26 protein-coding genes are annotated in these 25363 nt (G+C 37.2%); 21 read left to right on the top strand and 5 right to left on the bottom strand.

From position 1 onward, the window contains the following. The first annotated feature begins 55 nt into the window (after nt 1–55). The 5 genes from SCALIN_RS03125 (at nt 56) to SCALIN_RS03105 (ending at nt 5330) form a co-directional block, all read left to right on the top strand. Nucleotides 56–1288, top strand: coding sequence for a glycoside hydrolase family protein (locus SCALIN_RS03125; RefSeq protein ID WP_096892803.1), 1233 nt, complete (start codon nt 56–58; stop codon nt 1286–1288). 128 nt (nt 1289–1416) lie between these two features. After that, the gene (locus tag SCALIN_RS03120; RefSeq protein WP_096892802.1) at nt 1417–2325 is read left to right on the top strand and encodes a sulfotransferase family protein; all 909 of its coding nucleotides are present in this window, start codon (nt 1417–1419) and stop codon (nt 2323–2325) included. A 48-nt stretch (nt 2326–2373) separates the two neighbouring features. Next, nucleotides 2374–2805 carry a hypothetical protein gene (locus tag SCALIN_RS03115; RefSeq protein WP_096892801.1) on the top strand — a complete coding sequence of 144 codons (432 nt, stop codon included), beginning with the start codon at nt 2374–2376 and terminating at the stop codon, nt 2803–2805. Nucleotides 2806–2936: 131 nt separating this feature from the next. Continuing rightward, a complete protein-coding gene (locus tag SCALIN_RS03110; RefSeq protein ID WP_162532123.1) occupies nt 2937–3821 on the top strand; it encodes an extracellular catalytic domain type 1 short-chain-length polyhydroxyalkanoate depolymerase in 885 nt (294 codons plus the stop codon). 51 nt (nt 3822–3872) lie between these two features. Continuing rightward, on the top strand, nt 3873–5330 hold the full coding sequence (locus SCALIN_RS03105; protein ID WP_162532122.1) for an efflux transporter outer membrane subunit: 1458 nt from the start codon (nt 3873–3875) through the stop codon (nt 5328–5330). 107 nt (nt 5331–5437) lie between these two features. On the opposite strand, the gene SCALIN_RS03100 is transcribed toward SCALIN_RS03105, so the two are convergent. After that, nucleotides 5438–5680: an IS66 family transposase gene (locus SCALIN_RS03100; RefSeq protein ID WP_096892798.1), complete on the bottom strand. Its 243-nt coding sequence runs from the start codon at nt 5678–5680 to the stop codon at nt 5438–5440. A 673-nt stretch (nt 5681–6353) separates the two neighbouring features. On the opposite strand from SCALIN_RS03100, the gene SCALIN_RS03095 reads away from it, so the two are divergent. Then, nucleotides 6354–7037 carry a hypothetical protein gene (locus SCALIN_RS03095; RefSeq protein ID WP_096892797.1) on the top strand — a complete coding sequence of 228 codons (684 nt, stop codon included), beginning with the start codon at nt 6354–6356 and terminating at the stop codon, nt 7035–7037. A 391-nt stretch (nt 7038–7428) separates the two neighbouring features. Then, nucleotides 7429–7869 carry a hypothetical protein gene (locus tag SCALIN_RS03090; RefSeq protein ID WP_096892796.1) on the top strand — a complete coding sequence of 147 codons (441 nt, stop codon included), beginning with the start codon at nt 7429–7431 and terminating at the stop codon, nt 7867–7869. Between the two features lie 229 nt (nt 7870–8098). On the opposite strand, the gene SCALIN_RS03085 is transcribed toward SCALIN_RS03090, so the two are convergent. Next, nucleotides 8099–9940, bottom strand: a complete 1842-nt coding sequence (locus SCALIN_RS03085; protein ID WP_162532121.1) for an IPT/TIG domain-containing protein — start codon at nt 9938–9940, stop codon at nt 8099–8101. An 810-nt stretch (nt 9941–10750) separates the two neighbouring features. On the opposite strand from SCALIN_RS03085, the gene SCALIN_RS03080 reads away from it, so the two are divergent. The 8 genes from SCALIN_RS03080 to SCALIN_RS03045 all read left to right on the top strand — a co-directional run bounded on the left by SCALIN_RS03080 (nt 10751) and on the right by SCALIN_RS03045 (nt 18586). Continuing rightward, nucleotides 10751–11368 (top strand): flagellar brake protein, encoded by a 618-nt coding sequence (locus SCALIN_RS03080; protein WP_096892794.1) that lies wholly within the window; start codon nt 10751–10753, stop codon nt 11366–11368. A gap of 259 nt (nt 11369–11627) precedes the next feature. Then, nucleotides 11628–12317 (top strand): metal-dependent transcriptional regulator, encoded by a 690-nt coding sequence (locus SCALIN_RS03075; protein ID WP_096892793.1) that lies wholly within the window; start codon nt 11628–11630, stop codon nt 12315–12317. 24 nt (nt 12318–12341) lie between these two features. Beyond that, nucleotides 12342–12842: a hypothetical protein gene (locus SCALIN_RS03070; RefSeq protein WP_096892792.1), complete on the top strand. Its 501-nt coding sequence runs from the start codon at nt 12342–12344 to the stop codon at nt 12840–12842. 134 nt (nt 12843–12976) lie between these two features. Beyond that, entirely contained in the window at nt 12977–13453 is a 477-nt protein-coding gene (locus tag SCALIN_RS03065) for a VIT1/CCC1 transporter family protein (RefSeq protein ID WP_096892791.1), read from the top strand. 340 nt (nt 13454–13793) lie between these two features. After that, nucleotides 13794–16082 carry a ferrous iron transporter B gene (locus SCALIN_RS03060; RefSeq protein ID WP_096892790.1) on the top strand — a complete coding sequence of 763 codons (2289 nt, stop codon included), beginning with the start codon at nt 13794–13796 and terminating at the stop codon, nt 16080–16082. Between the two features lie 120 nt (nt 16083–16202). Then, complete coding sequence (locus SCALIN_RS03055; RefSeq protein WP_096892789.1) at nt 16203–16862, top strand: metal-dependent transcriptional regulator; 660 nt, start codon at nt 16203–16205, stop codon at nt 16860–16862. A 136-nt stretch (nt 16863–16998) separates the two neighbouring features. Then, nucleotides 16999–18003: a L,D-transpeptidase family protein gene (locus tag SCALIN_RS21560; protein WP_133111631.1), complete on the top strand. Its 1005-nt coding sequence runs from the start codon at nt 16999–17001 to the stop codon at nt 18001–18003. Nucleotides 18004–18106: 103 nt separating this feature from the next. After that, nucleotides 18107–18586, top strand: a complete 480-nt coding sequence (locus tag SCALIN_RS03045) for a hypothetical protein (protein ID WP_096892788.1) — start codon at nt 18107–18109, stop codon at nt 18584–18586. An 85-nt stretch (nt 18587–18671) separates the two neighbouring features. Here SCALIN_RS03045 and SCALIN_RS03040 read toward each other — a convergent pair whose 3' ends face one another. Genes SCALIN_RS03040 through SCALIN_RS03030 form a run of 3 tightly spaced genes read right to left on the bottom strand, consistent with a single transcriptional unit; the run spans nt 18672 to nt 20187 of the window. After that, a complete protein-coding gene (locus SCALIN_RS03040; protein WP_096892787.1) occupies nt 18672–18941 on the bottom strand; it encodes a hypothetical protein in 270 nt (89 codons plus the stop codon). A gap of 9 nt (nt 18942–18950) precedes the next feature. Then, a complete protein-coding gene (rnc, locus tag SCALIN_RS03035; RefSeq protein WP_096892786.1) occupies nt 18951–19670 on the bottom strand; it encodes a ribonuclease III in 720 nt (239 codons plus the stop codon). Continuing rightward, entirely contained in the window at nt 19654–20187 is a 534-nt protein-coding gene (locus SCALIN_RS03030) for a LabA-like NYN domain-containing protein (RefSeq protein ID WP_203415321.1), read from the bottom strand. The genes rnc and SCALIN_RS03030 overlap by 17 nt, the downstream gene beginning before the upstream one ends. A gap of 543 nt (nt 20188–20730) precedes the next feature. On the opposite strand from SCALIN_RS03030, the gene pheA reads away from it, so the two are divergent. The 6 genes from pheA (at nt 20731) to SCALIN_RS03000 (ending at nt 25350) form a co-directional block, all read left to right on the top strand. Then, a complete protein-coding gene (gene pheA, locus SCALIN_RS03025; RefSeq protein WP_096892785.1) occupies nt 20731–21801 on the top strand; it encodes a prephenate dehydratase in 1071 nt (356 codons plus the stop codon). After that, nucleotides 21798–22562 (top strand): triose-phosphate isomerase, encoded by a 765-nt coding sequence (gene tpiA, locus SCALIN_RS03020; protein ID WP_096892784.1) that lies wholly within the window; start codon nt 21798–21800, stop codon nt 22560–22562. Before pheA ends, tpiA begins: the two co-directional genes overlap by 4 nt. A gap of 67 nt (nt 22563–22629) precedes the next feature. Continuing rightward, the gene (gene secG / locus SCALIN_RS03015) at nt 22630–23196 is read left to right on the top strand and encodes a preprotein translocase subunit SecG (RefSeq protein WP_096892783.1); all 567 of its coding nucleotides are present in this window, start codon (nt 22630–22632) and stop codon (nt 23194–23196) included. After that, complete coding sequence (locus tag SCALIN_RS03010; RefSeq protein ID WP_096892782.1) at nt 23193–24086, top strand: YicC/YloC family endoribonuclease; 894 nt, start codon at nt 23193–23195, stop codon at nt 24084–24086. The genes secG and SCALIN_RS03010 overlap by 4 nt, the downstream gene beginning before the upstream one ends. 34 nt (nt 24087–24120) lie before the next feature. Then, complete coding sequence (gene gmk, locus SCALIN_RS03005) at nt 24121–24681, top strand: guanylate kinase (RefSeq protein ID WP_162532120.1); 561 nt, start codon at nt 24121–24123, stop codon at nt 24679–24681. Between the two features lie 126 nt (nt 24682–24807). Further along, the gene (locus tag SCALIN_RS03000; RefSeq protein WP_096892780.1) at nt 24808–25350 is read left to right on the top strand and encodes a flavoprotein; all 543 of its coding nucleotides are present in this window, start codon (nt 24808–24810) and stop codon (nt 25348–25350) included. The last annotated feature ends 13 nt before the right edge of the window (nt 25351–25363 follow it).

The following is a 25363-nucleotide window of genomic DNA, read 5'->3' as shown; positions in this document are numbered from 1 at the left end:
GCAATCTTTGCCATATTTACTTTGCTTTGTATATAATTAAAGGAAGGATTTACTTATGGAAAAAATATTTAACATGTTGAAAAGTTGTAAAATTATTTCTTCAGCGGTTACAGTAAGCAAAAGGCATGTATATGCCACGGTACTTTTGACTTGTGTTTTTAATTTAAGTAGCTATTGGTCAGTTATTACGTTTGCCAGTGAAGAAATCCAGGTTACTTCTGATAATATCATTGATTACGAATTTGATTATGCAAACCCCAGGTTTGCCTGGACTGATTTTACTGACGGGGGAAAGCTTTGGATTGGATATATTGATCCACAAACTGGAGAATTTCTACCTCCTGATGGTAAAGCATTGCTTGTTGATACCGATACAATATATCAAGGTAATGGGCCTGAGTGGGCGGCAACTTCTCAAGGGCCACGTCTTGTTTATAATAAGAAGCTTCAGGATTTACGTGTCGGTCTTGCTCAGGCAACAGAGATTAGTAACTCATGGATCGTTGATTTCCTTCATAAAAGTAAAAAACGTTTAAATCCTCTTGCCAGCTTGAATTTAGAGGATCGCAATCCGTTAATCTTTTATTTGTTGAGAATTGGAAATAACCAGCACATACTTGCGTGGCGTGTACTTGATTATGCCATAACAGAAGAAACAATTCCAATGTCTTTAGGGGCAACCGGTGGACGATGGGTTCCTGACAGACGCGCTCTTGTTTTTTCTGCAACTCTTGATAACGGAGGAAGACAAGCTTTTTTATATGATTGTAATACTGAAGAAACAGAACAACTAACTTTTGATTCTGGTCGTAAACAGACAGTTTTTATGTGGAAAGCACCCGAATTTAACGATGAATATATATTTTTCGCCTCAGTCAAGATGAATAATTTTTCTGTGATACGTGTTTATAATAAGACGATTAACCAAGATGGTGTAGAAGAGTGGAATGTGTTTAAAACAATTAGCCCACCTTCGACAGGTATCTATTTCTGGTCGCCAGAGCCTTTTGTGCATAACGGCAAATCTTACATATCCTTTGTCGCAAGTACCTCTCCCAATCATTTGGCTTCTGACGTGCCTACGCAAATATGGTTGGCAGATATCGTCCCAGCAGGTGGATTCGTTAAAAATTTGACCACCGATCCAAATAAATTACGAATAGACCCAGAAGTATTTGTTACAGATCAAGGGCCCTATATTTATTATAATCGAGAGATACCTGGAACAGATACTGATCCTAGAATTAAAGAGGGTATTTATCGTGTAGATACCGGTCTTGGTCCATGAAGATCTTTCTTTAATACATTAAATTAAGCTGTAACGTTAGAGAATTATTACGAAAATGGATCACTTACATTGATTTAAAATGATTATAATTTAGAAATTATCAATAAAAGTGAATCTTATTAACAATTATGGCTCCACCACTTTTTTTATTAGCACCACCAAGGTCCTACACATCTGTGATAAATGCTATGATCGGACAACATCCTGATGCGTTTGGTTTGCCAGAGCTCAACCTGTTCAATGTAGAAAGATTAAAGGATTTCTGGCGTCCGGTTTCTCATGAAATTGGAGGTGACAGCAATCGTCGTCATGGAGTGCTCAGGACCGTCGCAGAGATATACGCGGGAGAACAAACACCTGAGACTATTAATATGGCTTTACATTGGGTTGCGGTAAGAGAGGATAGAAAAACAGAAGAAGTGTTTAAAGAGATAGTATCCAGGATAGATCCTCTGATTCCTGTTGAAAAAAGCCCTGCTTATACAATATCTATGAAACGGCTAACACGAATTTTTGAAACATTTCCAGATGCACGGTTCTTACATCTGGTTCGTCATCCTATTCCACAAAGCAAATCAATTGCAAAACTTAACGACGGAATATTTGCTTTTTTCTTTAATGCGTTTGAATTCGAAAACAATCGTTTAATTGTAGATCCTCAAATTATTTGGCACGATATAAATATCAACATTCTGAATTTTTTGGATATAGTGCCTAAAGATCAGCAAATGCGTATGAGGGGTGAGGAACTTATGGAACATCCTCAAAAACAATTGGCAATTGTGTGCCGCTGGCTTGGAATTCGTGATGATGATAATGCTATTGAAGAGATGATGCATCCGGAACGATCGCCATTTGCCTGCTTTGGGCCAATTAATGCCTTATTTGGTAATGATCCTAATTTTCTTCGTGGTTCTGCTTTTCGTCAACATAAGCCAAAAATACCGCCACTAGATGAACCGCTTCCATGGCGAGAAGATGGTAAAGGGTTGCGTATGGAAGTGCTTGGTCTTGCGCAAGATTTTGGCTATAAGTGATAAAATCAGTTAATTACTAAACGTTGGAGTATAATCGGAGGATAATAAGTGACCAAACAAATTGATAAAAATAGACAATCTAAAAAACTAGGGGAGAGGAAGAAGATCTGCAAGATTGATACTGAGCCTAAAGATCTGAAAAAATCTCTGGAAGGACTCACCGCTCCGCAAAAGGCTCTACGTGAAGCCTCTATCAGGAAATTTAAAGTCAATAAGGTTAAAGCGTTCATAGCAGAACAGGTAAAACATATTAATATTAACCGGCAAATTGGGGACTCTATCCGATTCCTCTTTGATAAAGATGGAGAGCCTCCAGTTAATTTACCTCTTGAAGATATAATAGCAGAACGCATGAAAATTGAAACCCAAATTCGCTGGTTTGAGGCACTTTGTTCAGAACTTCGTAATAATCTCAGCAAGGTAAAAGAAATTGAGGACCTTGCGCTTGATTTAATCGACCAATACCAAGGTGAAATTTAATTGTTTCTAGAATTTTTCTAATTCGTTGAATGTGATTGTTTAAATACTTATTAAGGGGAAAGCTAAACATGATTATGTGCGAAGGGGAAAAAACAAAAATACTTCTGTTATTTCGGATAATGATATTCTGTATGGTTCTGTTTTATATTCTGTTTCCAAGAATTGTTGTTGCCGAAAAAGGACAATCAACTTATCATGAACTTGTTGTTAAAGATGTTATAAGAAGTTATATTGTTTACAAGCCAATAATATCTGATACTAAAAATGTACCTGTAATGATTGTACTTCATGGTGGTTTAGGCAATGCGAAGTACATGGAGAAGATGACTGGAATGAATGATGTTGCTGACACTGGAAAGTTTATTGTAGTATATCCAAATGGAACGGGAGGCCGCTTCTTTAAAAAAAACCGTAGGACTTGGAATGCAGGCCGTTGTTGTGGAAGAGCTGTAAGGGGAAGAGTAGATGATACCTTGTTTATAGAAAAAGTCATAGAAGGTGTTAATTCAAAATTTTCAATAGATACTCGACGAGTTTATGTAACAGGGATGTCAAATGGTGCAATGATGGCATATCGTTTAGCTTGTGAAATTCCTGATAAGATTGCGGCAATCATTCCGGTATCTGGCACTCTTGCGGTTGGCAACTGTGACGAAGCAAAAAATATTCCTGTGTTACATATTCATGGAGATCGGGACAATAATGTGCCTTATGACGGGGGTAAAGGTTCCAGAAGTGTGGCAGGGGTGTCCCATAGATCAGTGCCTGACACAATGGAGCTTATTCTTAAATCACGTCAACCCATTCCTCTTGAGACAAAGGAAATAAATAGCAAAGTCCGGGTGCTTTCTTATCGCTGTAGTAATGGTGCCCCTGTAGACCTTATGGTAATTAAAGGTGGTGCTCATGTATGGCCGGGGGGTCAAGGGCGTAATAATAGATCTTCTGGCCACAGCCAGATTTCTGCAAGCAAACAAGCATGGGAGTTTGCAAAACAATTTTCAAAAGAAAAATAGTCCTGCTGTATGATAGTATGCAAAAATTATATATGTATGTGGACGCGCAATATGGGCGGAACCGTAATTTTTTATGTGTTGTTGTTATGGTTGCTCTCCGGTTGCTCTATAACACAAGACTATCGTCGTCCACAAGTTGATATCGAGTACAGCTGCCATGTAGATTATATTGAAGCTGCTGATCTGGCCAATTTAGCCTGGTGGGAATGCTTTCAGGACCCAGTGCTTAACGAACTGATTGAAATCGCACTTAAAGAGAATAAAGATTTAATTCTTGCTTCTGCCCGTGTTGAAGAATTTGTTTTCAGGTTGAAGGGAGAGAAATCGGTATTTTATCCACAATTGGATTATTGGACTTTGACCAGTCGTGACAGTCAAAGTTTGGAACGGAGAAATCAGGCCCTCGCAACCAGTAAAGACCGTGTCAATGCTTCTTACCAGAATTATTTAAATGTAAACTGGGAACTGGATATATGGGGTCGAATTAGAAGGTCAACGGAAGCTGCTCGTGCAGAGTTGTTGTCCCAAAAAGAAAGCCGGCAAGCAGTAATCCTTTCACTCGTGTCTCAAGTTGCCACTGCTTACATTGACTTACTGAATCTGGATAAACAACTTGAAATTTCTAAGAAAACCTTGGCTTTAAGAGAACAGTGGTTACAGTTGTTTGAAAATAAATTTAAAGGGGGACAGGTTTCTAATTTGGAACTGGTTCAGGCTAGGTCAGCATTTGAACAGTTATCTGTCAATATTCCACAATTGGAACTTAGAATTGCGTTGCAAGAAAATACTCTTTCAGTTCTTTTGGGAAGGGGACCAGGAAAGATTAAACGTGGTAAAAAACTTGATATGCTTGTCATACCAGAGGTTCCTCAGGGAATTCCTTCCGATCTGTTAGAACAACGTCCGGATATACGTCAGAGTGAACAAAATTTAATAGCAGCTAATGCAAGAGTGGGTGTAGCAAAGACTCAATATTTTCCTTCCATATCCCTTTCCGGGCTATTTGGATACGCTAGTCTTGAACTCTCTAACTTGATGCGATCAGCGGCTGAAATCTGGCGATCCGGAGTAGCGATTGCTGGTCCTGTTTTCTCAGGCGGTCGAATTAAGGGAGAGATACGGCAGGCTGAAGCCGTCCGACAACAATTAGTTAATAAATACCTTATTACTATACAAAATGCATTTAGAGAGGTCGATGATTCTTTGATTACCATTCAGAAGCTTAAGGAGTTAATAGTGATTCAGGACCGTCTTGTTAGCGTATTGGAAGATTACGAGTCTTCTTCCCGTAGTCGTTACGATGGAGGATATTCAAGCTATCTTGTCGTACAAGACGCACAAAGAGAACTATATTCAGCAGAAATCAAGTATGCTCAAATTCAGAAAGATTTATTTGCCGCCATTGTGAGTATTTATAAAGCATTGGGTGGCGGGTGGGTCACAGAAGCTGCTCAGAAAATAAATACGTCGAAACTGATGATTACACAAGAAGAACAAAACAAAATGTAATAATCCCTAGTGACTTAGCTCACACGGAGGTTCTTCCATCTTCCATATAACTCGGGCTACGTTACTGTTGGAGCAGTGGAAGCACAAACGGTAACAAGACGATAAAATTAATTGGACATCTCTTCGAAAGCATTTCGATGATACCAGTAAGGCTCTAATCCATTAGCCCTTGCAGTTTCAACCAGCGAATACCAAATTGCCATTGTGCCGTCCTCGCTTTGTGTAAACAACCACACCTTTCTAACCGTCGCAATTGGATGGATATGACGTTCCGCATTGTTGTTTCCCAGTTGTAGGTGTCCGTCTTCCACAAAAACTGTTAGTTTTGATTGTTGGTTGTTAATGTACATCGATTTTCATGGAAATAAGGCATGCTAAACAATCCTGAGCAAGAATATTTTAAATTATCGTAAGTGTAGCTGAGTTAATAAGTTGTAAATGTCTTCTGTTTAGTATGATAAATATTATTAGGGCAAATATTTAAATATATACAAAAGGTTGCTACGATTATGCGCCACTTAATAATATCCCCTGCAAACTTTACTATACTTACGTTTTTATAATAATACAATAAAGCAGTGACTTTCCATTTGACATTTAGCAGAATAAATGTTTACTTATGTGGTATACATTTAGGCAAAAAAATGATAATTACTCACATTTAAAGTCATAGGGGTAATGTTAATGAGAAACATTAGTTTAACATTCATTACACTATGGCAAGTAATCATTTCTTTATATTGGCGTTTAATGCCGTAATAAACCATATAACATTACGTTTCTTTTCTAAAATTTTAATTTTACAAAGTATAATTATTGTTGTCTAATAATTGATAGTGTTTAAGTGGCAGAATTATTAATAGATATTTTGAAATACCATTCCGCAAATTAATAAGAAACGATTTAACGTTAACGCATTAATTAGATTAAACATCATATAATGTTCAATAGCAGTTAGATTCAAATGGATTTACGCATATAGTGATAAATGAGCAGTTATCATTGGAAGAAAGGAGCAATAAAATGGTCTCAATTTTAACTCATAAAAAGGTCCTAACCTTCTGCCTCATATTAATGTCGGTAAATTTTTCATTCCATACAGGTGTTTCTTTTTCAGGAGAGAAGGATACATCAGCAGATTTGAAATTCTCAGGTGTCGATTTTAAAAATGGTCTATTAAAAGTATCCGTAGACAAACAAAGCTTTAAAAAGGTTATGAATGAGATTGCGAAAAAGGCTGATATACAGATTCTTATTTATTTTGCTGCAGAGGAGGAACTAACTATAGGCTTTGATTATCTCCCTTTGGAAAAGGGACTAAAGAGGCTTCTAAGAGGAAAAAACTATGCCTTCTGTCGTTCTCGGGAAGACCAGCAACCTGACAGGTTAACGAGTGTAATGGTCTTTAATAGGGAAGAAGGAGTATCTGTGGTAATCAAGGACGAGATAATGACTCTTGATCAACAGCAAAGTCTGGACGAGATACTTCAGAAACATTTCCTGAACGGCGGGAACCCTTCAAAACAATTTGACGAAGCTTTGGAGAAGGTAATCAAGATGGATATCCATAAGGAGGTGACAGATTTTAAAAACGCTTTATATCAAAGTGGAGTAGAAGCGGGCTCGAAAGAAATAAGAGAGATAAGCGCTGTTTTTGATAAGTTACAAAAAGATGTTGAAGAAACCTTTCCTCCTCTAAATAACTAAAAGAAAATGAATTTTTTCATAACCCATGTGGGACGGTAATTAACGAGTTTCTGTATATTGCCAGGATCAAAAAAACACTTATTTTTAAGGAGTGTTAACCCATGAAGAAAAAATTAACCTTATTATTCGTTATTAAGTTTGTACTATTCTTAACTCAGTGGGCAGGGTAAATGATGGTACAAATCTTTACGCTTTGAGCAATAACCATGTTTATGCTGATGAAAACAATGCTTTTCCCGTTGACAGAGTACATCAGCCTAATTATTGAAAGAGATGGTAGAATATACTGGATATCACAGATAGTAATGAATAAATGCAGCTAACGATATTAAAAGGGAAGAGAGAGGGGGCTTAATTTTTCAAACAATTTATGTTGTAGGGGGGTAATAAAATGAAGATGAAAATGAAAATTTTACTGTTTTCAATGTTTGTATCAATGGTAATATCCATTGGTTTTTCAGGTGTAGCAACGGCAGGTTTATGGAGCGATAACTTCGGAAGGACATGGGACATTAATTTTGGCGCATGTTCCAATCCAGCAAATGTTATCTGCGTAAGCGGTGTTCGTGATATAAACAATGATTTAGGATGCGGTGCATTACCACTTGATGGAACTCTTACGAGGGGGATTTCTGGGAGATTTATTTTATCCGTTACAGCATTCGACAACCCAGACAACGGCTGCATATCATCACACTGGAACGGTGTGTTTGGAGATGGTGCATTCACAGGTGATGTCAGCAATGAATTGGGCCCTTTTGGTTCCTTTACACTTACACCAGGTGCATCTAATTCTAATGGAGAGGTCGGCTCTGATCCGGCTGCTCAATAGACGTAAAAAAGCTTTTGTGCCTTTGTAAAGCGTAAAAAGCTAACCAATAATAATCACCCTCTCTCTACACCCTTTCCTTTTAAATGGGTAAGATGGTTGGTTGCTGATTTCTTTAATCGGCTTCTAAAGTCACGAGTAAGGTTGTAAAAATAGCTTAATCTGTAACCATATAATTGCAAATTTTTACACTACGGCATTTTATTGTGTATGGAGAATGTGTATAGATGCGTCACCTGACCTTGAAAAATGAATCAGTGAAAACAGTACCGCCTGGTGTTGTGACACGGATTTTACGCGTTGTTGCCTCGTTAGAAATTGTGGCGCTGATTTGAGTATCAGAATCAACCGAAAATAATTGTGATACATCACCGAGTTTGACAGATGTTGCTCTGCTGAAATTCTCACCCGTAATGGTAACTATGGTGCCAGCAGGCCCGGAGGTAGGTGTAAAATTATTGATTATCGGTTGGTGAATTACCGTAAAATTATTGGCGCTGGTGGAAGTGCCCAAATCGTTTGTAACTGTTATTGCTCCTGTAGTAGCCCCAACAGGCACTTGGACCCAAATATTGTTAATGGTTTTAGAGACAATTTCTGCGCTAACACCATTGAAATTCACATTAACACCCACAAAACTGTTGCCTGTAATCGAAACAAGAGTGCCCACGCCGCCTTCTTCCGGATCCAAGCTGGTAATTTCAGGTGAAGAGACGACAAAGCAGAAAGGGCTCATTGCTGTACCTTCCGTGTTGGTGACCTCTATTGATCCGGTAGATGCACCGTAAGGTACTTTTACCAGGAGCTTATTAATGGAACTATTCACGATTGGGGTAACTATCCCACTGAAAGTTACCTCTGTGACATTAATAAAACCACTTCCCTCAATGGTTACCAAAGTTCCCCATTCTCCGTTATTAGGAGAAAATCCACTGATCACTGGGGCAAAGTCGTTAATGGTTGTAGGATTATCGAAGAAATTAAGTGTCTTATGGTTGAAGTTACTCGTAAAACTATGTTCAGCATGCGAAATCAATAACTGAGTGTCTATAGAAAGTGCATATTTGGAATATTCAGCCGGTATAAGGCTTCGCCATCCTGAGGAAATAGGGTTGTCAATCAGAAAGTCTTTATCATCTAGTAAGCCACCACTCCTCAATGCATTATAAATTACCTCTGAATCTGTCCGGGAAATGCCTTGAATACGCCAGAATCGCTGTGCATAAACGGGGGAAGGGTGATTGACCCAGTATTGTGCAGGCACGTTTCGGTTAAGCAGATTGTTGAAGGTATTAAGCGCTATTTCATTAAAATTAAAACTATCGTTTTCAGCGAGTAGGAAAATGGTTGGTACCTCAGTAGATTTCATGATATCTGAGTTGCCCGGGGAAATGTATATTGCTGACGCATCTACGGGAAAGTTGATAATTCCCTGGTTTGTTTGATCAAAAAGTGATGCAAAAATACCCCCGTTAGATATGCCTAAGACGTATATTTTATCAGTTAGGTTTATTTTGCCCAGAGAGATCAAGTTGTCACGTAACGCAGCCACTCTTTGCATGTCAATATTGTCTGCGGCTGAAACCGTAAGATCCCACTGTTTATTGACTTGATCAAAACTGTCAATAGCAACCACAGCGTAGTTTCGTGAAATGGCGTCATTGACAAATAAATAATTTTCAGTTTTTGAAAATAGATTTATAGCAGATCCGCCATGAGCATGAAACAAGAAGATAACTCCCTTGTGTGTTATCGGAAAGTAAGAAATTGCTTTAGGTACACTCCACTGAGAAACACTTTTATATTGGGCGGTGACATTTATATCAATAGCAGGCATTATTAGTGATGTTTGAGCTGCAAAAATATCAGCAAGATAAACAGTGTCTCCAGTCCAACGATCAAATATTCGGTGCGGTACTTTCGGGTCAGATGTCTCGTAAGTTCTTCTATCTGGGTCGCTATCATCATACGGATTAGCCCAAATGTTTACCCTTGAGGATTCCTCATAATAGCCTTCCCCGCTTCCATTGTTGACAGTCAGGGTAAAAGAATCCGCCTGAATATTTACAAACATTGTGTTTGTCATTATGATAATAATTAAAACAGAGCAGATCCTAGTCAATTTGTTAAAACAAATCTGGTTGAACGCAGAATACGAAAAGTACTCAATTATTTTACTTAATATAATTTTATTCATTATCATTTTCCTCTATTTTTTCCTAAAAACGTTGCAAAATCTTTATAAAAAAATCTCTATAGTAACAATAGCTAATATGAAAGCACTTGTTGTGCTTGATAAGAGGGCAAATTTTATGCCTATAAATTTTTTAGTTTTAACCGCTTTATAGAAATAAGCCACAAAGGTAAAACGGACAGGTATGTTACATCTTTTTTTCCAATAAATATAAATTTAGATATGTATTCCTGCTGAACTTAATGTGTATCATTCTTAACTTACTTGTACCAATTTTACACAATCTTGATCTTAATGCAGAGCTCCGGAAGCATCAAGTGAATGCAGGTGTTGCGCTACAGTAAATAGAGGTGGAAGCTGGTGAGCTAGTGTACTACCGCACTGCTTTGAACCTTAGATAAACCTTTTCGGCTAAGCTCTACATAGTGGTCCGATAATCCCAGTCCATTATAGATAGTGGGGCGTTCCTTGCTATTATAACACTTTCAGAAACACCTATTGACAACTAGACCGATGTTGTTTTTCATATGAAGCGGGAAGAGCTTCTGCAATTTCTTTCACTGTAACCATCTGCCATAGTAAACAGATCAATGTCTACATCAACATTCACCTTGACAAAGATGCATAGAATGTTTAAAAAAGTATCTTTAAATTGAATAAGTAAAAAATTAACTAAGAGAGGGTACATACTTGAATATTGGTACTATTTTCAGGCTGCAGATAATAGAAGTTAAGAGACAGCTATCAAGTGAATTGATTGGTATTGATGATGGTAAATATCTGATTGTTAAAATGCCACCTTTACATACCATGGATAACGTTTCAAATCTTCTGGTTACTGGAAATGAAATTGCGGTAAAGTACATGTATAAAGGTAAAATATTCGGTTTTGAGTCAACGATTTTAGACCTTATTCATAAACCCTTTAGATTAGTGTTCATTAAATATCCTGAGAAAATAGATAGTTTTGATTTTCGTGGAAACAAACGGGTTGAGTGTTTCCTGCCGGCTCATATAAAGATTGCTGAATACGTAATAACTGGAAGTATTACTGATATTAGTAGAGCAGGATGCTTGTTTGCTTTAGAAATACATGATAATAAAGCTAGCGTGAATTTATTCGAGTTGAATAATGAGGTTAGTGTTGCCTTCCATTTGCCGGGGATAGAAGAGGAGTTAGGTATTGAAGCAAAACAGAGAAGTGTAAAAAAACATACTGACCATACAAGTATTGGCATTGAATTTTTACAAATAGATAGCTCTGTTCAAACAAAGCTGTTTGAGTTTCTTTCCAAAGCTGAGGCTTAGTCATTTAATACAAATCCATTCAGCAAAGCCAAAAGGCTATTTATACCCATCCGACTATCGGAGTGACAGGCATGTCTTTATCAGGGGACCAGACTGTAGGATAGGTTAAGAGACGCGAATCCACCTTCATTATTGAAGTTATTAATTTTTTATTAGAGACATTGCGCGTGTATGAGAACTATTCTCTTGAAAAGAAGTTAATATTTCATAAAATAAAAATACTTACAAATAGGCAATAATAACTCCTACAGATAAGATAATGACAAAAGTTGAAAAAAAAGATGATAGTATTCAGAATGTATTTTTAGATGAAGAGTTTCTCGAGTACATTTGGGTTAATGCGGAAGAATCTGGCGAAACAAACACAGATGTTCTAAACAAAAAATTTGACAGGGAACCTGTGGGGGAAGTTCTGTCTGAGATGGTTGAGAAAAAATTGATAATCATCCGTGGTTCTACGATTCATCTGACTGAAACAGGGAAGAGTAAGGCAATGCTTATTATCAGGCGTCATCGTCTGGCAGAGAGATTATTAAATGATGTGCTCGATGTCAGTGACGAGGTTTTTGAACGTGGAGCTTGTCAATTTGAGCATTTTATCAATGATGATATTATCGCGAGTATCTGTACACTACTTGGACATCCTACAGTATGTCCGCATGGAAAAGCTATACCGCCGGGAGAGTGTTGTTCGCACACTAAACAGAATTTACAGCCTGTGTTTGGTCCGCTTTCCAGACTACGGACTGGAATCAAGGCAAAGGTTATTTATACATCAACAGGTGCTCAGGAAAGTCTGGATTTTCTTTCTTCTGTCGGTATAGTGCCTGGATTGATTTTTACCGTTCACCACAGAAAACCAAGTCTTGTTATACGGTTCGGAGAAACACAACTGGCACTTGATGATGATATTGCCAGATATATTTATGTCCGTGTAATTAAAAGCTGAATTTAAACCTTCAACTGGTCCACTATGCCTGCATATGCAATAAGTAAGAAAATCTTTATAACATTCTTTCTCGTAGCGATGGGAACTGCATTTTTTTTCTCTTGTCTAAGTTATTATGATAGAACTGCATTTTCATCGAAGCAGTCCAGTCATTACTATAAGGGTAGTGTGGAAAATGACGGCTTAGCAGAAGAGTTCTCTTATCCAATGTCTTACCGTGAAGTTATTGAGGTAATGCATGTGCACGCTTTTCTGGTCCCTTTGATTATATTCGTTATGTCACGTATTCTTTCGATGACCGGTACAGGGGAGGGTGTTAAGCTTACGGTTTATATCTCCGCTTTCATAGGTACGATTATGAACCTGTCAGGCCCTTATTTAACAATATACATATCAAGGATATTTGTCATATCGTTAACCGTATCTTATGTAATTCTCGGTTCATGTTTCATCGCCTTCATCTTCCTGCCAATAGGTAAAATGTGGTCGAGAAAACGTGCTGAAGAAACAGAATACTGGTTATAGATAAAATTTTTATCGAGGTAGCAGATACCGACAATATGCTTTGAAAGTTAAATTAACTAATGCAACTTATTACCGGACAACCTTGACAATTAGGATCGTTAAATAGAATTATACAGAGAAATGAAACGAACAAAATGAAAGAATCATTGAAAACAGGTGTGACCTTCGGACTCACATCAGGAACCATCACAACATTGGGTTTGATGATAGGTCTGTATTCTGGTACACATTCACGAGCCGTTGTAATTGGTGGTATTCTGACAATTGCAATTGCCGATTCGCTCTCAGACGCGCTTGGAATACATATTTCTGAAGAGGCGGACCACACACGTACAACGGTGCAGGTCTGGGCTGCCACAATAGCAACTTTTCTGTCAAAACTGTACGCCATTACATTTGTTATTCCTGTACTACTATTTGATTTACCTATTGCCATTAACATTAACCTGATCTGTGGTATCTCTTTATTAACAATCTTAAGCTATTACCTTGCAAAATCTCAGGGTGCTAAACCCTGGAAGGTTATTTCAGAGCACATAACCATAACAATCGTAGTCGTAGCTCTTACTCACTTTCTTGGAAAATTAATTGCGAAATATGTTGGCAGTTAAGGTATGGCTTTATATTCCTGTATGGTCTTTTCTTTTTTTACGATCGGGATATCCACAGGCTGTTCAAACCGGTGGATTTTTTTACCATATAGCATATGGATTTAATCTGTCTTGTTAATTTATTTATACTATAATTTGTACAATAAAGCTCTAAGCTTCTTTAAAATCAGCCAATTCTAATTAGAAGCGACAGACATTTGTAATGTTGTCTGAATTAAATAATTTGACTTTAGAGCCATTTATTTATATTATTTAATTGAAACTGAGTCTCATTATAGGTATTTACGGTTTCTGTTATATACTATTTAGAAAAAACGATACTTATATAAAGGTAGTAGTAATGCATGAAGTAAAATCTAAAGAAATAGATCCTAAAGTATTAGACTATAGAATTGCACTGGTTGGCAATCCAAATGTTGGTAAAAGTGTATTATTTGGTTTGTTTACCGGTAAATATGTTACCGTGTCAAATTATCCGGGAACAACGGTTGAAGTTACCAGAGGTATGTATTCCGGTTCTAACGATACTATAGAGGTTGTTGATACGCCGGGGTCGAACAGCCTGATCTCACATTCGGAAGATGAGAGGGTGGCTCGTGACATACTTCTAAGAGATGAAGAAAAGAGGGTCATCCAGATAATTGATTCTAAAAATATTCATAGAGGGTTGTTAATTACAACTCAACTTGCTGAGATGGGATTACCCGTTTCGATTGGTTTAAACATGTGGGACGAGACATTGGACAGGGGGATGTCAATAGATTCTGATAAGTTACAGAAGATACTTGGAGTGACACTAACGAAAACAATTGCTACTCAGAAATATGGGATAGGGGCGCTGAGAAACTCAATTAATTCAGTGAAAATACCTAAAATCAGCATAGACTATGGCAGAGTAATAGAAGAAGGTATAAAAGAGATTGAGACTTTACTGCCGGAGAATACCACAGTGAGGAAAAGGGCACTGGCTGTAATGTTGTTGTCTTACGATGAAGATTTGGAGGAAACTCTGGAAATTGATGAACAAACTCTTGGACAGATCCACAGTATCAGGGATGGTGTACAAAAAGAGTATGGTCATCCATTAAGTTATGTGATTGCCAAGAAACGCAGTGATTATGTAGGTAAGTTATTGAAGGGGATAGTGAGTTATAGAGAACATGAAGAAAAAGCTGGTGCGGTATTACGAAACTCGTTTTTCTTATTCTTTATGCCGCTGTTCACTTTTTTTGTTGGATACAAGGTAATAGATCTGCTGATGTTTATGTTTGCAGGCCATATGGATACGAGTGGACAGGTGGCATGGATATTGAGATTGGCAGGTGGTTGTGTATCTGTTGGAATTTATTCATATTACCTGTTCTCGAGAGAGTATGGTTCCGGTCGTAAGGTTACCAACATTTTAGGAACTTTAACTATGCACCCTGTTCTGGCCTGGCCAATGTTATTAGTGGTTTTATGGTGTATTTATAAAATTGTGGGACAGTTTGGAGCTGGTGACTGTGTTGATTTTGTTGAGAGCAAAATTTTTGGCTCGTCTATAGAGAAATCGGGAGGGTTTGACTTTAAGGCATTCATTCCTTTTACAAATATAGAATATGTATTTACTCATGTCAATTTTCAGGGAATAAATTATTATATCGGACTATTTTGTCAGAAGTTCATGAGTACAGATAATTTCTTCTTTGAATTGTTTATGGGAGAAGAGGCGGGTCTAATACAGGTAGGTGTGACTTACTCGATCGCTATAATATTACCAATTGTTGGCTTCTTTTTCATAAGCTTCGGTTTAATGGAAGATAGCGGATATCTTCCGCGATTGGCAGTAATGCTTAATCGTTTTTTTAAGATTATTGGATTAAATGGTAAGGCGGTTTTACCGATGGTCCTGGGACTTGGCTGTGATACAATGGCGACAATGACTACACGTATACTGGACACAAAGAAGGAACGGGTGATTTCTACACTATTGCTTGCCCTGGCAGTGCCGTGTTCTGCACAACTTGGGGTTATTGCCGGGATTCTAGGCAGTGTGTCCGGAACACACTTAGCAATTTATTTTTTCGTAATATTCTCTCAAATGTTGCTTGTTGGTTACCTTTCATCGAAAATCATTAAAGGTAGCAGTTCGGACTTTCTTATGGAGATGCCTCCATTCAGAAGGCCGAAGATAGGTAATATCTTGATGAAGACATATTACAGGACTAAATGGTTTCTAAGGGAAGCGGTCCCACTGTTTGTGCTGGGTACTTTCATATTGTTTATAATCACAAAACTAGGTATTTTGACATATATTCAGAGGGCGGCTGAACCAGTTGTTAAACATTTTCTGGGTTTGCCGGTAGAGACGACGCAGGGTTTCATATTGGGTTTCCTGCGAAGAGACTATGCTGTCGTAAGTATTTTCAAGGCGTTGGAGAAGGATGCCGGTAGTCTGGAAATAGATCCGAATCAGCTTATTGTTTCGCTGGTAGTAGTTACGCTTTTTGTTCCTTGTCTTGCAAATTTCTTTGTTATGATAAAAGAGAGAGGCTCTAAAACCGCATTTCTTATGCTGGCATTCATTTTACCATTTTCTTTCCTGGTTGGTGGCATTGTCAGGTATGCATTACAGTTATTGTCAATTTAAGTTATCGTTTAAAAAGAATGTTTGGTCCATTTCTCAGTCTGAATGAACTGTTCGAGTCACATGGTTGAGCGGGGCCAAGTCCGGCAGCCACAATAGACATTTTTTAGGAGTAAGAATTTAATGGCTGATGAAACACAGATCGAAGAGATGCTTGAGTATATCTGGATCCTTGAAGAGAATGATGGTAAGGCAGTAAGTTCGTGTATTGGTGACAAATTTGGTGAGGACATTGCCAACACCTATATAACTGAAATGGTAGAAAAGCAGTTAATTAATCTTAGTGATAGAGAGATTGCATTTACTAAAGCCGGCAAAAAGAGGGCTGAAATGATTATAAGGCGTCATCGAATTGCTGAAAGGTTGTTAAATGATGTTCTGGAGATGAGAGGTGAAGAATTTGAACGTGGCGCCTGTCAGTTTGAACATTTTGTAAATGAAGAGATTGTTGCGAGTATCTGTACTTTACTTGGCCATCCGGAAGTATGTCCGCACGGAAACAAGATACCACAGGGTGAATGCTGCTTAAGCGCTAAAAAAAACCTGGAGCCTGTAATTAGTCCGTTGTCTTTAATAAAAGCCGGCAAAAAAGTAAAAGTCGTTTACATTTCAACTAAGTCGCATGCGAGCCTTGATAGGCTTACGGGTATAGGAGTAATTCCAGGGCTTGAACTTACAATTCATCAGAAATTCCCCAGCATGATATTGCAATATGGAGAGACTCAATTAGCATTGGATAATGATATTGCAAAAAATGTATATGTTCGTATAATTCAAAGCTGAATTCATCACCCAATAAAATATTTTATACCTGTCTCTCCTGTTTGACTTTGAGCAGAGAATTATTGTTCATTGTTAAAATGCAATTCATTCAATTTTACCTTACAGAAGAATCAACAAATATTATAGAGGTTTTTAAATGGCATATTTAATATACAGAGTCATAATCAGCCTGGCGTGTTTTCTCTTAATTCAAGAATATTTTGTTACTATAGAATACGCGTTTGGTAACGATAGGACAATAAAAACTGTACGAAAAGTATCATCAAATCCTTTTCTCAAGCCTGAGAGCACAGATGAGGAAGATGGTCATATCAGCAACACTGATATTTTATTTACAATTGATGAAGCGGACGCAGGGAATGGTAAAGATAATGCGCAAAAGAGTGTTGACGGAAAGAAGACAAATGATATCGTGAAGCAGAAGGAAGATAATAACGGACATTCTTATAAATTAATCTCAGAGTATATAAATAACGGTAAAAAATTTGAAGCAAGAAATGCTCTGTCAGATCTCTATTTCAAGGAGTTGGATCTGGAAAAAAGATCTGAGATAAAAAAACAGCTTGATGAGTTAAATAATATACTTGTATTCTCCAGGACTCCAAGTCCTGATGCTCATTTTTATGAAGTTAAACCGGGTGATTCCCTGGTTAAAATAGCAAAAAAATATAATACCAGTTACGAATTTATTATGCGTGTAAACAATAAGTCCAGGACTCTCATTAAGATTGGTGAACGATTGAAAATCTTGACAGGGGAATTGTCACTTCTGGTCGACAAAAGCGATTATACTTTAACAATCTTGCTTAATGGCCATTTTATAAAACAATACCCCATCGGGATAGGCAAGTCTGATAAAACCCCGGTAGGGACGTTTGTTGTTGATAATAAATTAATTAATCCAACATGGTATTCTCCGGATGGAGTATATAAATTTGGTCATCCAAAAAATTTATTAGGTACGCGCTGGATCGGGTTTGAGGACAAAGATGATCTTTATGGATACGGTATACACGGTACAATCGATCCCGACTCAATTGGCAAAAACATGTCTAATGGCTGTATACGTATGAAGAACGAAGATGTTGAGGAGCTATTTGATTTTGTTAAGGCAAAGACACGTGTAGTTCTGCAAGAGTAAGTGCTCAAATTGTTTTTTAATTTGATGTTCAAATCAATATTCATATTATTCTGTCTGTAGTGCACATTTACTATGAAAGTGATTGTAAGAAAGGAATACCAAGATGGAATGGAGTATAAATAAAGGTTCTCATGCCTGTCACCTTTGTGTAAAGGAATTCCCGGAAGAAGAGGTTTATCTTTCCGCTCTCTATGATGAAAATAATGCATTTATAAGAAAAGATTTTTGTGTTGAGTGTTGGAACAAAAAAGATGATGAGAATATTTTTTCATACTGGAAGACTAAGATACCGAAAAAGCCTGAAAAGGTTGAGAGATACGCGAAAATAGATGTTTTTTACGATCTGTTTAATAAGCTTGAGAATGAAAAAGATCTGTCAAGAGTGAATTTCAGGTATGTAATCTCTTTGTATTTATTGAGGAAAAAAGTACTTAAGTTGGTGTCAACACACAAATCGGATGATCAGGAATATCAGGTGTTGCATAATATTAGAGAAGGTAACAACACAGAGGTTATTAAGCCTCAGTTAAGTAGAGAAGAGGTATTGGCAGTTACAGATGAAATAGGTAAGCTTGTAAATTAGAAAGTGTCTAAAGTTGTAAAGAAAAACGGTTTTAATCAAGTCACTTCTTACAGCTTTAGACACTTCAGGTTATGGTTGTACCGCGTTATGCAGTTGCTGCAGATACAGGCACGGCTTCCCCTTGTACAACATTGTATTTGCAACCTTCGCAATCAACGGCAATTCCCTGATTTTTCTTCTGCTTAAGTTTCAGCCGCATCTTATCGATTGTTTTTTCAGTGATAGAAGGGTCTCTCTGCAGCCTGAACAAATCTTGCCTTATACGTCTTGTCTTTTTTATGCTCGGGCATACTGACCTTGACACCCTTGAAGGGCATATACTAACTATTTTCTTTTTGTTTATTCGTTTTACCATGTTTTTTCCTTAAATGTTATCAGTGTTTACTTCAAGTAATTCTAATGTTTTTCTCGCTGCAATTTGCTCTGCTTCCTTTTTATTATTTCCTAATCCGGTACAATGTTCTACATTGTGAATTAAGGTTACTACTTCAAAAGTCTTATCGTGATCAGGGCCGCTCTGCTTAATTATCTTGTATCTGGGAATATGCCCCTGCTGTCTTTGACAAAAGTGCTGAAGCATAGATTTATAATTCTTGTCGTGCTTGTTGTTACATACAATATCGATTTCATTCTTCAGGCATCTGAGGGTGAAATCATAAGCAGCTCTTAATCCACTATCAAAATAAATCGCAGCTATGATCGCTTCAAATACATTTGCTATAAGCGATTTTGGAAATGAACGACTTGTCATCAATCCTTTTCCTACAGAGATGAATTGTTTCAAGCCCATCTCCGCCCCAATTTTGGCCAATGTTGCGCGGCTTACTACAACTGATTTAATTTTTGTTAATTTGCCTTCAGAATAATCAGGGAATTTTTTAAATAAATATTCAGAGATTACCATTCCCAGAATAGCATCACCAAGAAATTCCAACCTTTCATTACTAGGATTATAAGCCGTTTTAAAAGATGTATGCGTCAGCGCATTCTCAAGCAGTTTAACGTTATCGAAAGAATAAGCAAGTTTCTTCTGACATGCCCTAAGTTTTTCTTCCAATTCTTTATTATCAACTGTTTGTGTCATTTTTAACGAACTTTTTTTCCTTAAATAACATAGATTCTTCAATAGCCGTGTATTTGGTAGATGCTTCGACCAACTCGACGGCAGTGCTTTTACGAAATGATACAACTTCTACTCGACAGCCATGAGCTTTTAACATCTCCACAAGAGGAACAAAATCACCGTCCCCTGAAACGAGCACTATTGTATCAAGTTTTGGAGCTATTGCAATAGTATCTATGGCTATTCCCATGTCCCAATCACCCTTGGCTGTCCCATCCGGCCTTAGACGTAATTCTTTTGTTTTTATTTCATAGCCTAATCTTTTAAGGGCATCAGTAAAGCCGGACTGATCAACATCAGGTTTGTGTACTGCATAAGCAACAGCTCTGATTAATTCTCTATTTTCCACAACTTCCTGTAATAATTTACTATAGTCAATTTTTGATTGGTGTAGTGCTTTTGCTGAATAAAACATGTTCTGCACGTCCACAAAAATCCCCATCCTCTGTTTAAACATTGTAACCGGTTCATTAGCCATATCTTTAGCACCTGAAAAACATCCTTTTAATAAGTAAAAATTAGTAGATTATAATATCTGAATAAATTTAAAATAATACGAGGTACATACTGAATACTTATAAAACATAACATATATAGGTTAATACAACACAACGGAATATAAAATCTGAATTTATTGATTTAGCTATGACAAATACAAATATGTACAAAACTATGATTTAAATGATGCAGGCAAATAGTTAGACCAAAACAGACAACTTGTTATTGTTGGTGAGATGCATCGGGATATCGATTTATACACTTGATCTGTTTATTTGATGAAAGATATTTAAATGCAACAAGTTAAAAGATTTCATAGGTCTTACTATCGTCTTATTTTATCTGGTTTTTTAGAACAGTCAACAAATAAAAAAAAAGAGAAAAAGAAGAGAAATGGTATTATTCCTGTATTGTTATTTTGTTGACAGTATGTGCATGTTCTGTTATATTTTTAAGTTCTGTAATATTCTATAACCTACTGAAATTATAATATTTATGTAGTTCTCAGAACTGAAAACAGCATATGACTCTCACCAGCTTAAGGAGGAAAATTGACGCCTTAGATTCTAAGATTATTGATCTTTTTAATAAAAGAGCAATGGTTGTAAAAGAGATAGGGGCCATTAAAAATCGAAAAAATGCACAAATTTACGCGGCGGATAGAGAAAAACAGGTATTTGAGAAGATTTCTGCTAAAAATTCTGGGCCGTTAACTGACAAATGTCTCTTTGCTATTTACAGAGAACTTATGGCAGGTTCGATAATGCTGGAGCGTCCGGTTAAGGTTGCATATTTAGGACCTGAAGGTACGTTCAGTTTCTTCGCTGCAAAAGAAAAATTCGGTTCTTCGATTGAGTATGTTCCGTCGAAGGGAATCGATTTCGTGTTCAGGGATGTTGAAAGTGAGCATGCTGACTACGGTATTGTACCTGTTGAAAATACAACTGAGGGGGGTATCAGGGAGACTCTCAATATGTTTATTGAGTGTGATGTAAAGATTTGTGCTGAAATTATCATGCCTGTTCATCACAATTTGATGGCAAAATGCAAGAAAAGTGAAATCAAAAGAATATATTCAAAGCCTCAGGCTCTTTTTCAGTGTAAGCTCTGGTTGGCAAATAATTTTGAAAAGGTTGATCTTCTGGATATAGGAAGTACGACTGAAGCCGCTAAAATTGCATCAAAGGAAAAGTTCTCAGCAGCAATTGCACACTCGGAAGTAGCGCGGCTTTATGATTTGAAAATTCTCAGACGGAATATTGAAGATTACGCGAATAATATCACCAGGTTTTTTGTGTTGAGTAGGGAGTTTCCTCCGCGAACAGGTAACGATAAGACTGCTATTATGTGCCATACTAAAAACGAGTCTGGTGCTCTATTTAAGATACTGGAACCATTCAAAAAGTATAATATTAATCTTGCGGATATAGAGCCTCTGCCGACAAGAAAAAAAGCATGGGATTATTGTTTTTTTATTGATTTTGCCGGACATGCGAATGACGAGAATGTTGAGCGAGCACTTAAAGAAGTTGGTAGGAGGTGTATAGATATGAAAATTATGGGATCTTTTCCCGTTGACTCTGTAAAAAGATGAAGAAACAATTTATAGCTGGTAACTGGAAGATGAATTTGACACTAAATAAAGCCAGAGACCTTGCAAAATCTATTTGTGAAGGATTGGCGGATTCTAATACTGTAGATGTTGGAATATTTCCTCCGTTTGTTTATCTTAAGGATATATGTGATATCTTGCAATCCAGCAATGTGTTTGTGGGCGCACAGAACATGAGTATGGAAAAGAGTGGTGCGTTTACCGGTGAGATTTCAGGGGAAATGCTCAGGGATATTGGTTGTACTCATGTGATAATCGGTCATTCAGAGCGAAGAACAATATTTAAAGAAACAGATCATATAATAAATTCTAAGATTAAGTCAGCATTATTAAATGGCTTATGTCCAATTCTGTGTGTTGGCGAAAGTCAAAAAGAGAGAGATACCGGGAAAACCGATGAGGTTGTGGATGGCCAGTTATCAGGAAGTCTGGAAAATTTAACATCTGAACAGGTTAAAGGATTAACGATAGCATATGAGCCTGTGTGGGCGATTGGTACAGGAAAGACAGCAACACCGGACCAGGCTAATGAAGTACACGCATGCATCAGAAATATAATTAGAAAAAAATACGACAATAGTACTGCTCAAAGTGTTAGAATCCAATATGGTGGAAGCGTAAATTCTAATAATGCGAAGGAACTCCTGGGTCAACTTGAAATTGATGGCGCCCTGGTTGGTGGGGCGAGTCTGGATCCTGATTCATTCTTAGACATAGTGTCTGGTGCAGTAAGGCATGCATAGACTTCTTTTTTTAACGATTTTATTTTATTAAGTAAGTTTTTTATTTGTTTTATAAGAGGTAATTTTTATGAATTTAAAATGGATTGCGGCAGTGGTTATTATTTTTGGCTTGCTGACCGTTTTTTTTATTCTTGGCTGGTCTACGGTGTTGAAATCATTATTAATATTTTCATGTGTTGTCCTCGTTGGATGCGTGCTGTTGCAATCGGGAAAAGGAGGTGGCCTGGCTGCTATAGGTGGCTTGTCAGATCAGTCTGCAGTAGGAACACAGACTGGAGGAATACTGGCCAGGGTTACTTATCTTGTCGGAGCAGTCTTTATTGTCGCTACTCTCTTCTTGACAAAGATGACTTTGACATCAATGCACGGGGTCGATACCGTTCGGGGCGGTGCGCCTGCATCGCTTCAACACGACCATGGTGAGCATGATGGTGCTGTCGATGAACATGAGGGCCATAATCATGCACCTGGTGAGCACGTTGAACATGCGGAAAGCACTACATCTCAGGATAAGATTGATGAAGCAGTGGGATCTGCAAAATCAGTGGGAATGAAGGCTGTAGAAGTTGTTGGTGAAGATAAAGAAAATATAGAAACTAAAGCTAAATCCTTAACTGAAGAAACGGAAAAATGATTAAGAGCATGACTGGTTTTGGTAGATCAGAATTGAAGAATGAATTGAAGGCAATCGTTGTTGAAATTCGTTCAGTAAACAACAAATATTTAAAGCTCAACATCAGGATACCGGAACTGTTAGCGGAGTTTGAAGATAAGATTGAAAAACTGTTAAAGAAAGAGTTGGTTCGTGGAACAATTAATTTGACAATAGAATATAAATCATGTGATGTGATGCCAAAGTGTGTGGTAAATAAAGACGTTTTAAAAGAATATTACAACATTATTGGTGAAGCGCGTAAAGAAATATCCTTTCAGCAGGATGTTACATTAGACAATCTTATATCACTTCCGGGAGTCTTGGAATATAAAAAGGATCTTGGAAACGGCAGAACAGAGGATGATGGTTTCTGGCATGAACTTGAACAGGTGGTTAAACTTTCGATTAATGATCTGAAGAAAATGAGAGAAGCTGAAGGCCAGAATCTCCGAACGGAAATAAACAAGTGGAAGAATAAAATTTCCGCGTTGCTGGATGAAATTGAAACAATGGCACCTAAAGTTGTTTTGGATTATAGCACCCGAATTCAAGACAGGATATCTACTCTACTGGCTGGTACAGATAGCAAGATAGAAGAGAGCGACCTACATAAGGAAATTGCAATTTTTGCTGACAGATGTGATATTTCAGAGGAAATTGGAAGGCTAAAAAGTCATATTTTATTGTTTGACAATGTGATGGATAATGAAGAACCGAATGGCAGAAAATTGGAATTTATAGTACAGGAAATGTTTCGTGAGGCAAATACTATTGCATCCAAAGCAAATAACTCGGATATTATAAAAGATGTAATTTCGATTAAGACTGATATTGAAAGAATTAAAGAACAGATATTAAATATAGAGTAAGCCAATAGACATTAATAGTATATTTGGGTGTAATGTGTCGGTTAATAAAAAAAGATGTGGTCTTGTAGTAATTTCAGGACCTTCAGGGTGTGGTAAGAGTTCGATTTGTAAGGAACTGACGAAGAACCCTCAAATAAAACAATCAGTTTCTTACACTACAAGAAAGCCAAGAGAGGGTGAAAGAGATGGTGTTGATTATTACTTCGTGAAAAGAAATGAGTTTGAGGCGCTTATCAGGAACAATAAATTTATAGAATACGCTGAATATTGTGGCCATTTGTACGGAACGCCAATTGGCCCGGTAGAAGAAGCTGTAGGCGAAAAAAAAATAATCTTGCTTGTTATAGATGTACAAGGCGCAATGCAGATTATGAAAAAAATGCCTGACTCTATTCATATATTTATTATGCCGCCTGATGTTGAAACCCTGAAATTTAGACTGAAAAATAGACTTACAGAAGACGAAGATACGATCAATAAGAGAATTGTGGCTGCCAGGAAAGAGATGGAATCCAGCAGGCATTATGATTATTGTGTTATTAACGATAGATTAGATGATGCAATAACAGAGATCGAAGAGATCTTGCAAATATAGTTTCTTTTGATATGATTTAGTGCCGTGAGATTCTGTGACTTGTTCATATGTTTGTAGTCTCTTCATCAGGACGACTGATTATCTGTTAAACTATAGTGAAAAAGCATAATCTAATCCTGATCTGAAATGGTTAAAAATATAATATTAGGTGTTACAGGAAGTATTGCTGCGTTCAAAGCGGCAATACTTGTATCTAAGTTAAAAAGTAAGGGCTATGATATTACTGTTATAATGACAAAGTCCTCACAGAGTTTTATTCACCCACTGACATTCAGAACACTTTCTAAGAATAAAGTTGTTACAGATATCTTTATTGATGAAAGTGTGTACAACCCTCACCACGTTTCCATTGCACATAAAGCGGATATAGTTGTAATAGCACCGGCAACAGCGAATATTATTGGCAAACTATCTTCTGGTATAGCTGATGATGCTTTAACCAGTACTGTTACTGCATCCGATGTTCCTGTGATAATAGCTCCTGCTATGGAAGAAAATATGTATAAGAACCCTATAACACAAAGAAATATAACTATTCTTCAGGAAGTGGGTTATCACTTTGTCGGTCCGGAAAAGGGAAGACTTGCTTCCGGGAAAACAGGCGTTGGGCGGATGGCTGACGTAGAGATAATAATTCAAACAATAGTAGACAAACTTAATAACACATAATTATTGTGGGAAG

The organism is Candidatus Scalindua japonica, assembly GCF_002443295.1.
GTDB classification, from domain to species: Bacteria; Planctomycetota; Brocadiia; order Brocadiales; family Scalinduaceae; genus Scalindua; species Scalindua japonica.
This window is presented reverse-complemented; position numbering and strand designations above follow the sequence as displayed.